The organism is Vibrio sp. MED222 (genome assembly GCF_000153005.1).
GTDB classification, from domain to species: domain Bacteria; phylum Pseudomonadota; class Gammaproteobacteria; order Enterobacterales; family Vibrionaceae; genus Vibrio; species Vibrio tasmaniensis_A.
The window spans coordinates 212185-225284 of the sequence record NZ_CH902611.1 but is presented as its reverse complement, the minus strand read 5'-3'; the positions used below and the strand labels follow the sequence as shown (position 1 = coordinate 225284).

Here is a 13100-nt window from a genome sequence, read left to right as displayed (position 1 = left end):
TTCGATCGTCCGTTCTAATTAGGCGGCTTAATTACCAACAGCTTGTACTATACGTATCTGCTTTTCGTCTGGTATCTCTTGGTAAGATAATACTCTCAAGCTTGGGATCGTGTTTTTCACGAACTTAGCCAGAGTCGAACGTAAAACACCAGAGGTCAATAATACCGCTGGCTCACCTTTCAGTTCTTGCTCTTGTGTCGCGTTACTGAGTGAGGTCTGTAAACGTTCGGCTAAACCAGGTTCAATACCAGCAGATTCTCCGCCGGATGCCTGCATGGTTTGATGCAAGATTTGTTCCAATTCAGGAATCAAGGTTATAACTGGTAATTCTGGCTCTATACCATTGATTTCTTGAACAATTAGTCGTTTTAGTGAGATACGAACAGCTGCAGTTAATATGTCAGGTTCTTGACTCTTAGAAGAGTACTCCGACAAAGTTTGGACAATGGTTCGAATATCACGAATTGGAATCGCTTCATTCAGTAGGTTTTGTAGAACTTTCACAACCACACCAAGCTGTAATTGATCCGGTACAAAACCTTCCACCAGCTTAGGTGTTGATCGGCTAAGCATCTCAAGTAAGTTTTGAACTTCTTCGTGGCCAATCAACTGTGAAGCGTTATTCGTTAACTGCTGGCTAAGGTGTGTGGCAAGTACGGTTGAAGAGTCTACAACCGTATAACCTAAGGCTTGTGCGTGTTCACGCTGCTCTTCACGAATCCAGACGGCTTCAAGGCCAAAGGCAGGGTCAATCGTCGGCTCTCCATCTATCATCCCATAGACTTGGCCAGGGTTAATCGCGAGCTCCATGTCCGGCTTGATCTCAGCCTCACCAACCGCTACCCCCATCAGGGTAATTCGATAGCTGTTTGGTGTCAGTTCCAGATTATCGCGAATGTGTACTGCTGGAATCAAGAAACCAAAATCTTGAGACAGCTTTTTCCGTACACCTTTCACGCGCTCAAGCAATTCACCACCTTGGTCTCTATCGACCAAAGGAATCAAGCGGTACCCCACTTCGAGACCAATAATATCTACCGGTTGAACATCATCCCAAGACAGTTCTTTTTGCGATGCGGGCTTATCACCATTGGCATTAGCGGTTGCAGGTAGATTTTTCTCTTCTACCTTTGCCTTGTTCTTTTTATCGATAAAGTAAGCCCCAGCCCCAGCAACCACAGCAAGGCTCAAGAAGGAGAAATGTGGCATACCAGGAACAATACCCATGATGCCGAGGATAGCAGCGGTGATCATTAGGGCTTTAGGATTATCGAACATTTGGAAGACAAGTTGTTCGCCCATGTCTTCATCAGTATTTTGACGCGTTACCATCATCGCCGCAGCAATAGAAAGTAACAGCGATGGTATTTGTGCAACCAGACCGTCACCGATAGTCAGTAGCGTATAGATTTCGATGGCCTCACCAAAACCAAGGTCAAACTGAGCCATACCGATACTCAAGCCGCCAATGATGTTGATGAACAATATCAAGATACCGGCTATTGCATCGCCTTTAACAAACTTAGATGCACCGTCCATCGAGCCGTAGAAGTCGGCCTCTTTGGTCACTTCAAAACGTCGAGTACGAGCCTGATCTTGGTCGATCAAACCCGCATTCAAGTCGGCATCGATTGCCATCTGTTTACCCGGTAGGGCATCTAGGGTGAAACGCGCACTTACTTCCGAAATACGACCCGCACCTTTGGTTACAACCATGAAGTTGATGATCATCAAAATCAAAAACACCACTAGACCTACCGCGTAGTTACCGCCGATAACCACGTTACCGAAGGCTTCAATAACGTTACCGGCCGCGTCACCACCTTCGTGACCATGAAGCAATACCACACGTGTCGAAGCAACGTTCAAAGCTAATCGAAGTAGAGTCGCAATCAGAAGTACGGTCGGGAATGCAGCGAAGTCCAAAGGCCTGCGGGTATAAACCGAAACCAGTAACACAACCATGGACAGTGCAATGTTGAAAGTGAAGAACATGTCCAACAAGAAGGCTGGTATTGGCAACACCACCATAGCGAGCGTCGCAAGTACCATAACGGGTGCGCCAATTGCAGGCATCGCACGATTAGGGATTTTAGGCAGCTTGTCCGCAAAAGGCAGGGAGAATTTCATAAGTCTAGACAGTTTCGCTATGTTGTAGCCATCTCACTAAGCTATTTGAGGCTCAGGTCTAAGCTATGTTGCTATGGTTTATAGTGCATAGGTTCAAATGCACAGGTTTATAATACTAAGCTTTATATGCTCGGGATTTATAACGCTAGGATTTATAATGACTGGGCTTATAATACTCAGATTTACAATGCTAAGGTTATTAATGATCGGCTTATAATATTCGGGGTTGATATAGCAAACACTGTACCAACACTTTTCGTCAAATTATTGCCATCGCCTCTCTAAAAAGAGGATTAGCTAGCCCGCTATTATCAGGGTTCATCAAGCAGAGCTCAAGCAATTGATCTAATGTCGTAAATCAGGTGGGATCGGCATATTAGAATCTTGGAGTTTTGGCCTCTCTCCGCCTCGTTTTCGGTACTGTTTCAGTTGAAACACATATGCAAGCACTTGAGCAACTGCTGTAAACAGACCGTCAGGAATTTGTTGTTCTAGTTCGGTAGTGTGATAAAGCGCCCTAGCCAATGGTGGCGCAGGAACAATATAGATGTCATTTTCACGGGCAATTTCACGGATCTTCATTGCCATATGATCAACACCTTTCGCAACTACAACGGGGGCTTTGTCTTGATTCTGCTTATAGCGTAGAGCCACCGAGAAATGCTCCGGGTTGGTCACAATCACATCCGCTTGAGGTACGTCAGCCATCATACGGCGCTGGGCAGCTTCTCTTTGCAACATACGAATGCGGCCCTTAACTTCAGGCTTACCTTCAGTATCTTTGTGTTCATCTTTAATTTCTTGTTTGGTCATCTTCAGCTGATCGGCGTGTTGCCAAATCTGGAACGGGATATCAATCGCCACCACGATAAGTAAAGAGCAGCTGATCAGCAGAATAAAATTAAGCAAGATATCTAAAGCGTGGAAGATATTCTGTGGGTATACCTCCATGCTCAGTTGCATTAAATCGTGTTGAGAAGCTTGAATAAGATAGATGGCCATTCCCGAAACAAGTGCCACTTTCAAGATAGATTTCAACAGTTCAACCCAACTCTGCAGACCAAACATACGCTTAATACCACTGAGTGGGTTTAGCTTAGACGCCTTAGGCATCGCCGCCTGCATAGAGAAATTAATTCCTCCGACACCCGCCGCACCAATGACGGCTGCAACAAATAAGGTTATCAGGATTAAGAACAGCGGGAACAATAGATTCACTAATGCGCCACCTGCAATTTCGAGGAGTTTTGTGGTATCAAAAACTTCTTCCCGACTCAGAGAAAACAGACGTTGCATTGTTTCGAACAAAGCTTTCGCCATCGATTCACCAAACCACATTAAAGCAATCGCACCAACAATAAGTACCGACGCCGACGCTAACTCTTTTGACCTTGCAACCTGCCCTTTCTCTTTGGCCTGTTGCAAGCGTTTGGGCGTGGCGTCTTCCGTGCGTTCTTGACCGTCTGACTCTGCCATTTTAGTCTCCTAGCACTCTAACCTGATTAGACGACATATCTGTTGTTCGGTTTGTATCCAGAATAACTCATAGTGACTAAATAAGCCGCCAAGGATATACCAACAAAGCAATAGGCCCACGAGTAGCGCAAATGAGAAACCCAAAGAAAAGATATTTAGTTGAGGTGCCGCACGCGTCATTACACCAAACGAAAGGTTAATCGTCAGCAGCGCAATAATACCAGACAATGACATTGCTAATGCTGTTTTGAACATGATACCCAACCACAGAGCAAGCTCTCTATAATCAACAGAGGTCAAACTTCCACTGCCAATGGGCAAAGTCTTAAAGCTGAACACCACCAGCTGCAGCATTTTCAAGTGACCGTCTGTCTCCAAAAAAAACATGGTCGCTAGCAACATAAACAACTGGCCCAGTACTGGCGTGTTTTGCCCGTTAGCCGGATCCACCATAGAGGCGAAACCCAAGCTTGATTGCATACCCAATATCTGGCCGAGCATCACGAAAGTTTGAATCATGAATTGGGTGACAAACCCCATGGCAACGCCAATCACGATTTGTTCAAATACAGTCAAGAAACCTTGGAAAGAGAGCAGTTCAATCTCTTTAGGAACAGCGGGGATCGCAGGCATCACCGCAAAGGTGATCGCTAAACCTAAATACAGACGAATACGCGGCGACACAAAGCGTGCACCGGTTACTGTCATCACCATCAGCATGGCTGAGATGCGAGTGTAGGGCCAAAAATAATTGGCTAACCACTCTAGTACAAGGCTCGTTGGGTATTCCATATCGGTTTAGTAAAGAACTTGTGGCAAGCGTTCGATGAGTTCGAAAAAGAACTCCATCATCATTTGGGTCATCCAATGCGCAAACATCATCAACGCTAATAACGTCACGATCAAACGTGGTAGGAAACTTAAAGTTTGTTCATTGATCGAAGTAGCCGCTTGGAAAACAGCCACAACCAAACCAATCAGCAGGCTAGGAATAATTATGGCGCACACCATAATTAGTACCATCCAAAGGGCATCTTGGAACAAATCTACGAATATTTCAGGATTCATGCTTCCCCCAGCTACAAGGCAAAACTGCCGGCGAGTGTGGAGAGTATCAAATTCCAACCATCAACAAGGACGAACAACATCAACTTAAACGGCAACGATACAATCATTGGTGACAACATCATCATACCCATGGCCATCAAAACTGATGCCACCACCAAGTCGATAATTAGGAACGGCAAGAACAACATAAAGCCTATCTGGAAAGCTGTTTTCAATTCAGACGTGATAAACGCAGGAATCAGAACCGCCATTGAAACATCTTCTGGGTTAGTTACTTGCGCACCGGATATCTCAACAAAAGTTTCAAGATCTTTGATTCGAGTCTGTTTAAGCATAAAAGACTTAATCGGCCCTTGGGCAACATCAAACGCCTGTCGCGCTGATATCTGTTCATTCAAATAAGGCTGAACAGCTTGTTCATTGACCTGACTGATTACTGGCGACATGATGAAGAAGGTCAGAAATATCGCAATGCCAATAATCACTTGGTTTGAAGGTGTTTGTTGGAGACCCATTGCCTGACGCAAAATAGACATCACAACCACAATGCGGGTGAACGATGTCATCAAAATAACCATCGCCGGCAAGAAGCCAAGCATGGTCATTAACGCAAGAATTTGCAGGTTAATCGAGTAGTCTTCACCGCCATTGGCATTGGTGGTCATGGTAAATGCAGGTATGCCGCCACCATTACCGGTTAAGCTACCAGTGGTCATAGTCTTCGATTTGGCTTGATCTTGCTGCATCGTACTGATGGTGACCGACTCAGATCCAGCGGTATTCGCAGGAATGACAGTGCCATCTTCAACCTGTGCAAATACTGACACGCTAAATACGAGAGAGCAGAATATGATGAGCTGAACCAACCACACTTTCACCGTACGGAAAAATCCGGCATGGCAAAAGTAAAATGGATTCAAAAATCCGTTACTTGTTTGCATCTTTTTTTATTAGCTGGGAAAGCTGACTTGAAAATGTACTTTTTTCCAGCATCTCCTGAGTGAGAGGTTTATCGAGCTTAGAGATCAGCTGAATCGATTGTGTGGTAATGCCTACCAAGAACTGTTCATCACCCGCTTGTACAATAGCGATACGTTCTTTTGTGCCTACCGGAATTTGCCTAATAATAGCCAAACCTTGTTGATTCGACATCGCAGGCACTTGCATTCGCTTCAGTAGCCAAGCAATAAATAAAATGAAGGCTATAACGAAAATTAGCGACCCAAAGGTGGTCGCTAAATCGAGAGAAGGAGGCGTTGCCGCAAAGGCAATAGAAGGAGTAGCAAGTAGCCCTACTCCCAAGACTCTACGAGACAAACCTGTCATTCCGAGAGAAGAGCCCGCCAGTCTTTGAGACAAGAAGCCCATTAACGCAACTTCTTAATTCGTTCTGTTTGACTAATAACGTCTGTCAAACGAATACCAAATTTGTCATTCACCACAACCACTTCTCCATGAGCAATCAGAGTGCCGTTAACCATCACGTCAAGTGACTCACCAGCAATTCTATCTAGCTCAACAACCGAACCTTGGTTCAATTGAAGTAAGTTACGGATACTAATTTGAGAGCGGCCGACTTCCATTGAGATAGTCACTGGGATATCCATAATGGTATCCAGCTTACGACGCTCATCTTCTGAAATTGGAGACGATGAGTCGGTTAACTCATCAAGTGGTGCCGCGAGAACATCATCAACATCGATTGACGGTGCTGAAGGGTCTTCACCAAGTGCTGCAGCCCATTCGTCTGCTAGCTTTTGATCTTCACTAGGTTCCATTACCAATTCCTATACTTTTATCTACTTTGCTATTCTTCATCTTCGCTGTTTTCCAACTCAGACATTAAGTCTTTGCCAAGAAAGGCGAGATCGGTTTTGACCACATGAGGTCTTTCAATTTTTTCAGAAATCTGTACCGCGAGCTTCTCTCCAGAACGGCCCATTTTAACACGATAGGTCGGCAGTTCTTCAACAAACATGGTTGCATGCTCAGGCATATTCATCGGGATAACATCCCCAGGACGAAGTTCCATCAAATCACGCAAAGAGATATCTTGCTCGAGCAAATTGACACGGAAGTTGACTGGCACATCCATGATTTCATCACGCAATGCAGAGCTCCAACGAACGTCGGTTTCCATTTTATCTGATTGGACACCAGCATCCAGCAGTTCACGAATCGGCTCAACCATTGAGTAAGGCATAACCACATGGAAATCACCGCCGCCGCCATCGACTTCAATGTGAAATGAACTCACAACAATCACTTCGGTTGGACTCACAATGTTAGCCATGCTTGGGTTTACTTCAGAGTCCAAGTATTCAAACTCAACGCCCATCACGGGAGACCAAGCTTCTTTGTAGTCTTCAAAAACAATTTTCAGTAGTAACTGAATAATTCGTCTTTCTGTTGGTGTAAATTCGCGACCTTCAATCTTGGCGTGAAAACGACCATCACCACCAAAAAAGTTCTCTACGAGAATGAAAACTAGCCGAGCTTCCATCGTGATTAGCGCAGTACCTTTTAACGGGCGGAAGCGAACCATGTTTAAACTTGTGGGTACATAGAGTGTGTTCTGGTACTCACCAAATTTCATCATCTGTACGCCGTTGATCGACACTTCAGCCGTCTTACGCAACATATTAAACAAGCTAATACGCATATGGCGTGCGAAACGCTCGTTAATAAGTTCAAGGGTCGGCATTCGACCACGAACGATTCGATCTTGTGATGAGAAATCAAAATTGACCGTATTGTCACTTTCGGTTTCTAAGACATCTTCAACGTCTTCAACATCATCAACGCCATGTAATAGCGCATCAATTTCGTCTTGGCTTAATAAATCGGTCACATATTACCTATTGAATTACAAAGTCAGTGAATAACACTTTTTCAATTACCGGCTGGCCAACAGCTTGAGTTAAGCTTGCTTTAATATCTTCAGTCGCCTTGTTCCGCAGTTCAACTCTCCCGGCAGGAGATCGTAATTGATCGACCGTCGCCGAAGCGAATGTGGCAAGTAGTGCGCTTTCAACAAGTGGAGAGTGGTATCGAGCGAGAACTTCATTCTTCATACCACGTACCATCAGCTGTACTTTTATCTGAACTAAGCGATCTTTCTTATCGCCCGTAACGTTAAATAAGAAAGCTTGAGGCACATTAACATAGACCACTGGATCGGCACCCATGAGTTGAACCTCAGCTGACGACCCAGCACCCTCAGCCTTATCATCGGAACCCATTAAGAAAAATGCGGCACCACCACCTCCAAGTAACAGCACAACAACCGCGATAGCGATAATGAGGAGCTTACTCTTTCCTTTCGGTGTTTCTTGTTCTTCTGCCATATTCAGCTCTAACTTCCTGTTCTTCTATTAACTAACGGTACTTTCTATTAACTAACTGTTCTTCTATAAACTAACGGTTCTTTCTATTAGCTAAGTGTTTTAGCCTGATACTAGGCATAATAACTAATTCCATCACGCTTTGACGTGACATTCAATTCAAGATTGCTGTTGCTATCAAGGTTTTCATCACCTTGACCATCATTTATACGGTTAGAGCCTGATTGTTGCTCGCCATTATTGTACCTGTCTTGCCCCTGACCAGTATTCTGTTGCTGGACTGAAGACTCAGCAAGCTGCATCCCTTGCTGAGCGAGCATCTCCCTCAAACGAGGTAAGGTTTGTTCAATAACCTCTCTCGCTTGTTGACTACCGACAGTAAAGTGCACGTTCGCCACGTCATTATTCATGGTCATGCGAATTTTCATCTGCCCCAACTCTGGTGGGTCAAGACGGATATCCAAGCTCTTGAGATTCTTAGACATCATCATTTGGACTTTTTCCGCCACCTGGTCGTTCGCTAACTCTTTAGTGAGTTGCAAAGGTGCCTGTTGAGCCGCTTGAATTTCAGCTCGCGTAGGTGCTGAACCCACCGTAGCTGTACCTTGTGCGCCAGCGGCCGAGGCTATCTGCTGAGCAAAGGTCGAATCTTTAGAATCTTCTTTAGCACCGGCTTTGCCCAAACCAGACAATGCCGCGGCACCTGCGCCCGCTTTAAGAAGCGCATCAGTAGAGCCTGCTTTTGTAGTGACTGGCGCTGCATTCATCGCGATCCCTTGCGCGGTTAAAGCTGGATCCAACGTTGCTTGCTGCTGAGGTGAAGCAACATTAGCTTGTTGAGCGGCTGCATGTGCATTGTTGGCGTGCAGCATTGCTGCCTTATCCGTAAGAGCATTGTTTGTTGATTGAGAAGCGGCCTGCGCTGACACTTGTTGTGCAGCCGTCGCTACAGCTGCTGTTGATGCCGCCGCAGCTAAAGCTTTAGTTTCGCTTGAATCCGTATTATCCCAATCAATAGCAGCGGGTTCACCAGACGCGCTATTCACAGCCGGAGCTTGATTTAGCAAAGCCGTTGCTTGTTGTTGAACGTTAGTGAGCTGTTGATTCAACAGGTCTAAGTTAGAGGTCGCTTTAGCCAAAGCGGCTTGCTCATCAACCGTCAACTTAGCACCACTTTGTTGCTTCTTAAGCAAGCTATCGACAACAGACTGTTCTGATTCGATTTGTCCATTCAATTGTTTTAGTGCTTTGGTATGGGCATCAACCTGCTTGGCGAGTTCAATATCCGCAGCTGAGATCGCTTGGCTCTGTTCGGCCACCGCGGCGCTAGCCGCATTCTTTTGACTCAGCTCTCGGTTCATACTGGCTTCAATTTGTTCTGGAGTGACGCCTTTATCCATCAACTGTCGGATTTCATCATCAGTCAGCTGAGACACCCCCTTACCTCCGGTAAGAACAGCGATTTCAGAATCCACCTCAAGACTATTCTCTTGGATTGCTGCATTCGTTTGTTGTCTCGCCTCATCCGTAACGGAGGCTACTGCAACTGAAGCACCGGAGATATTACCTTGGGCGTTATCTACCTGACCTTGCTGAGGCAAGCCTTTGCCGTTTGACGCTTGATTTAGAGTTTTGTTTGCCTCATCCAATTGACCAAGCAATTTATTGCCTTCATTCATCGCTGCATTAGCTTGCGATGCTTGCGTAGAGCCATCTACAGCTGATGTACCCTGAGTTTGGGATTGAGCAACCTGTTCTTTAGAATCATTCGTCGTAACCTGCGCATCTTTACCATCCGCCTTATCAGCGACAGTGCTATCAGTGCCCGAATTGGCTTTGAGCTTAGCCTCAGTTCCAGACACAGCCTCTGCAGATGTTTCCTCAGCAGCTTTCTCGCCTTCTACTTCTGAAGCTGCTTGCTTGCTTTGCGCTTCGCTTACTTCGTCAGTAGCCTTTGATTCAGCTGAATCACCTTTGTTCGCTTCGGCTGACGCTTCACCTTCGGTAGAGGCCTGTTTAGCATCAGGCTTCGCGGTGCTTTCTGTGTCTTTTGCTGCGACTTTACTGTCACTTTCTTCAAAGCCTAGTGCTTCTTTGAAAGACTCAAAGAAACCTTTAGAGTCTCCAGTTTCTTCTACCTTTGAAGAGGCAGAACCGGAGTCCAACAACGATGACGTTTTGTTGGTCGCTGAATTTGAGGAAAGACTAACATTCATATATACAAGCTCTATCTACTAGCTTTGCTGCCTTGAATCAGACAACAAAAAGAAAGTCGGGTGCTTTTTATGCCTTTGGTGAGCATAACTCGCAATTTGATATAAAACAGAGCAAGAAACATGCCTATAAGTTTTAAGTCTGCCATCTGCAGAGCAACACTTGCGTCATTCGCGAATTAGGTTCAAATCTTCTTTCGGCTATATAACAGAGTCGAGAACTCATCCATTTGCTTTTGCTCTCTTTGATCTTGCAGCTTTGCTTTTTCTTTCTGCTTTTTCTCCATCAACCATTCGTAGGATTTACGCTTTTTTCGTAACTCCATCCAATAGTTTTGGCAGTTATCGACCTGATTTTTAAAGTGGTGTTCCGCTTCTCTCTGCTTAGAGAGCGTTTCATCTAATTGCGTTAAGAAACGGTTTAAGTGACCATATTGGCTAGCCGTTAATCCGGCCTTACCTCGGTCAACAAGTTGCTGGCAGTAATCAAGTCGATATTTTTCAATCTGTTCGACCTGTTCGTAGTAACCCTGCAGCTCGACATTCGCTTGATTCAGCGCCAATACAGCTTGGTTCTCTTGGTCTTTCGCTTGATCGAGAAGAAATTCTAACGCGTTATCCATGATTGACCTTATTCAACACGACCTAACCGCCTAACACATGCTTTAACATGTTGACGCACATATCATAGGGAACCGTTTCTTTCATTTTCTGTTGTAAGTACTCGTCCAACCTCGGTTTCAAAGTGAAAGCACTGTCGATTGCAGGGTCTGTTCCCGGCTTGTAAGCACCAATCGAAACCAAATCTTGATTTTTCCGGCATATAGACAGCACTTGTCTAACGGCTTTCGACATCAAGACATGTTCTTCGGTGGTGATTTGAGGCATAACACGACTGACGGATTTCTCAACATCAATCGCGGGATAGTGACCAGCATCAGCCATCTCACGAGATAAAACAATGTGACCATCAAGAATCGCTCGCGATGCATCGGCAATAGGGTCTTGTAAATCATCACCTTCTGTTAACACGGTAAAGAAAGCAGTGATAGAACCTTGTTCATCGTTACCATTACCTGCTCGCTCCACCAGCGCAGGAAGCTTGGCAAACACAGACGGCGGATAGCCTTTGGTTGCTGGCGGCTCACCCACAGACAGAGCGATTTCACGCTGCGCCTGAGCGAAACGAGTCAATGAGTCCATCAGTAGTAAAACATCTAGACCTTGGTCTCGGAAATACTCAGCTACAGCCAGTGCGGTTTGACAGCCTTTTAAACGCATCAATGGAGACGAATCCGCAGGAGCGGCGACCACAACAGAACGCTTACGACCATCTTCGCCAAGGATCTCTTCAATAAATTCTTTTACTTCTCGTCCACGCTCACCAATCAACCCCACCACGACCACTTGCGCGGTTGTACCACGAGTCATCATCCCAAGCGTAACCGACTTACCCACACCGGAGCCCGCAAACAGGCCGATACGCTGCCCTTTGCCCACCGTTAGTAAGCCATTAATCGCTTTTAAGCCAACATCAAGTGGCTCAGAGATAGGTTTACGAGCTAAAGGATTGATTGGCTCAGCATTAAAGGAAGCGCGTTGCTCGGTATAGATTGGACCTAAACCGTCGAGCGGATTACCTACGCCATCGATAACACGACCAAGCAACTCCATTCCAACAGGGATACCGCTTTCCGACGTCATCGGTGTCACGCGAGCGCCTGGTAAGATCCCAGTAATTTGTTCACTTGGCATCAAAAACAGGTTATCGCCAGAAAAGCCAACCACTTCAGCTTCCATCTGACCAGACATAGTCTCTACTAAGCATAAGCTGCCAATTGGCGCTTTGCAGCCGGTCGCTTCAAGCGTTAGTCCAACAACACGAACTAGTTTGCCTGAAGCAATTGGTCGCGACTTTAGCCCCTCGACTTTGTATTGGCTAAGACGGTTCGCTAACTCAAGCATTACTCATGACCTTGATGACGATTTACACCACAGAAGCTTTGAATGACGTTCTTCACGCGCTCTTCCATGCGGTAGTTAACACTCGATTCACCCGCTTCAATTTGTACGTCGCCGCGATTGAGTGCAGGCTCTGATACCAACGTCCAATTACGAGAGTCCAATTCCGTTTCGCCATACGCTGAGCGTATTATTGCAACGTCTTCAGGGTTTAGCTTCAATGTGATCGCGTGACCTGAGATTGGCAATGACTCTACCGATTCTTTCACGGTATCTAGTATGATTTGTGGGTTGGTTTGCACTTCAACATGAACCACTTCTTTGACCATAGTCAGCACCATGTCCACCAGTTGCTTCTCTACCTGAGCATTCATCAGCTCTAATGGCTGAGCGAACTGGTTGGCTAGCCCCATAAAGATGGCGACTTGCTGCTGAATGTACTCTTGACCAGCAGTAACGCCTTCAAGTTTGCCGGCTTCGTTACCCTCTTCGTGACCTGCGGCAAACCCTTCTTCTTTGCCTTTTTCGTAGCCCTGTTTAAAGCCAGCCTCTTGTCCTTGATGAAGCCCTTCCTGATAAGCGCCTTGCTTGATCAGTTCGATTTGGTCTTCAGTTAGAACCAGCTCTTCGTCTTCAATGGCTTCTTCAACCGTTGGCATCCAGCCAGGATCGTAGTTAAAAGCCGTTTCTTTGGCTTGTTTGTTCACATCAGAGGTATAGTCAGGCAGCCCCCATTTCTGAGGTTGGGCAACCGTATTATCTTCTTCAGGGCGAAGGAAGCCACGTTTTCTATCACCTGACATATCAGTACCTATCTATGAGTTCGTCCAACTGCGTTGTAGATTCAAGCAATTACACGGTAGTTAATCTGTGGTTTGAGGTTGGATAAAGAAAAGCCCCAACAATG

At 45.7% G+C, this 13100-nt stretch carries 13 protein-coding genes; all 13 read right to left on the bottom strand.

The genetic code is table 11. The features are described from left to right. Window positions 1-27: 27 nt before the first annotated feature. The gene (gene flhA, locus MED222_RS02105; RefSeq protein WP_009848540.1) at window positions 28-2130 is read right to left on the bottom strand and encodes a flagellar biosynthesis protein FlhA; all 2103 of its coding nucleotides are present in this window, start codon (window positions 2128-2130) and stop codon (window positions 28-30) included. A gap of 345 nt (window positions 2131-2475) precedes the next feature. After that, window positions 2476-3606, bottom strand: coding sequence for a flagellar biosynthesis protein FlhB (gene flhB, locus MED222_RS02110; protein WP_009848541.1), 1131 nt, complete (start codon window positions 3604-3606; stop codon window positions 2476-2478). 9 nt (window positions 3607-3615) lie between these two features. Then, window positions 3616-4398 carry a flagellar biosynthetic protein FliR gene (gene fliR, locus MED222_RS02115; RefSeq protein WP_009848542.1) on the bottom strand — a complete coding sequence of 261 codons (783 nt, stop codon included), beginning with the start codon at window positions 4396-4398 and terminating at the stop codon, window positions 3616-3618. A gap of 6 nt (window positions 4399-4404) precedes the next feature. After that, entirely contained in the window at window positions 4405-4674 is a 270-nt protein-coding gene (fliQ, locus tag MED222_RS02120) for a flagellar biosynthesis protein FliQ (RefSeq protein ID WP_009848543.1), read from the bottom strand. An 11-nt stretch (window positions 4675-4685) separates the two neighbouring features. Beyond that, on the bottom strand, window positions 4686-5615 hold the full coding sequence (gene fliP, locus MED222_RS02125) for a flagellar type III secretion system pore protein FliP (protein ID WP_009848544.1): 930 nt from the start codon (window positions 5613-5615) through the stop codon (window positions 4686-4688). Continuing rightward, entirely contained in the window at window positions 5602-6042 is a 441-nt protein-coding gene (gene fliO, locus MED222_RS02130) for a flagellar biosynthetic protein FliO (RefSeq protein WP_009848545.1), read from the bottom strand. Before fliO ends, fliP begins: the two co-directional genes overlap by 14 nt. Next, entirely contained in the window at window positions 6042-6452 is a 411-nt protein-coding gene (gene fliN / locus MED222_RS02135) for a flagellar motor switch protein FliN (protein WP_004739851.1), read from the bottom strand. The genes fliO and fliN overlap by 1 nt, the downstream gene beginning before the upstream one ends. 29 nt (window positions 6453-6481) lie before the next feature. Then, window positions 6482-7525, bottom strand: a complete 1044-nt coding sequence (fliM, locus tag MED222_RS02140; RefSeq protein ID WP_009848546.1) for a flagellar motor switch protein FliM — start codon at window positions 7523-7525, stop codon at window positions 6482-6484. Between the two features lie 7 nt (window positions 7526-7532). Continuing rightward, the gene (fliL, locus tag MED222_RS02145; RefSeq protein ID WP_009848547.1) at window positions 7533-8021 is read right to left on the bottom strand and encodes a flagellar basal body-associated protein FliL; all 489 of its coding nucleotides are present in this window, start codon (window positions 8019-8021) and stop codon (window positions 7533-7535) included. 110 nt (window positions 8022-8131) lie between these two features. Continuing rightward, window positions 8132-10234: a flagellar hook-length control protein FliK gene (locus MED222_RS02150; RefSeq protein WP_009848548.1), complete on the bottom strand. Its 2103-nt coding sequence runs from the start codon at window positions 10232-10234 to the stop codon at window positions 8132-8134. Window positions 10235-10416: 182 nt separating this feature from the next. Continuing rightward, a complete protein-coding gene (gene fliJ, locus MED222_RS02155; RefSeq protein WP_009848549.1) occupies window positions 10417-10854 on the bottom strand; it encodes a flagellar export protein FliJ in 438 nt (145 codons plus the stop codon). Between the two features lie 22 nt (window positions 10855-10876). After that, entirely contained in the window at window positions 10877-12196 is a 1320-nt protein-coding gene (gene fliI, locus MED222_RS02160) for a flagellar protein export ATPase FliI (RefSeq protein WP_009848550.1), read from the bottom strand. After that, window positions 12196-12996: a flagellar assembly protein FliH gene (gene fliH / locus MED222_RS02165; RefSeq protein ID WP_009848551.1), complete on the bottom strand. Its 801-nt coding sequence runs from the start codon at window positions 12994-12996 to the stop codon at window positions 12196-12198. The genes fliI and fliH overlap by 1 nt, the downstream gene beginning before the upstream one ends. Window positions 12997-13100 lie beyond the last annotated feature (104 nt).

Excerpts from the sequence above, each read along its gene's own strand:
- flhA (WP_009848540.1), bottom strand. The coding sequence starts at position 2,130 with ATGAAATTCTCCCTGCCTTTTGCGGACAAGCTGCCTAAAATCCCTAAT.
- flhB (WP_009848541.1), bottom strand. The coding sequence starts at position 3,606 with ATGGCAGAGTCAGACGGTCAAGAACGCACGGAAGACGCCACGCCCAAA.
- fliR (WP_009848542.1), bottom strand. The coding sequence starts at position 4,398 with ATGGAATACCCAACGAGCCTTGTACTAGAGTGGTTAGCCAATTATTTT.
- fliQ (WP_009848543.1), bottom strand. The coding sequence starts at position 4,674 with ATGAATCCTGAAATATTCGTAGATTTGTTCCAAGATGCCCTTTGGATG.
- fliP (WP_009848544.1), bottom strand. The coding sequence starts at position 5,615 with ATGCAAACAAGTAACGGATTTTTGAATCCATTTTACTTTTGCCATGCC.
- fliO (WP_009848545.1), bottom strand. The coding sequence starts at position 6,042 with ATGGGCTTCTTGTCTCAAAGACTGGCGGGCTCTTCTCTCGGAATGACA.
- fliN (WP_004739851.1), bottom strand. The coding sequence starts at position 6,452 with ATGGAACCTAGTGAAGATCAAAAGCTAGCAGACGAATGGGCTGCAGCA.
- fliL (WP_009848547.1), bottom strand. The coding sequence starts at position 8,021 with ATGGCAGAAGAACAAGAAACACCGAAAGGAAAGAGTAAGCTCCTCATT.
- MED222_RS02150 (WP_009848548.1), bottom strand. The coding sequence starts at position 10,234 with ATGAATGTTAGTCTTTCCTCAAATTCAGCGACCAACAAAACGTCATCG.
- fliJ (WP_009848549.1), bottom strand. The coding sequence starts at position 10,854 with ATGGATAACGCGTTAGAATTTCTTCTCGATCAAGCGAAAGACCAAGAG.
- fliI (WP_009848550.1), bottom strand. The coding sequence starts at position 12,196 with ATGCTTGAGTTAGCGAACCGTCTTAGCCAATACAAAGTCGAGGGGCTA.
- fliH (WP_009848551.1), bottom strand. The coding sequence starts at position 12,996 with ATGTCAGGTGATAGAAAACGTGGCTTCCTTCGCCCTGAAGAAGATAAT.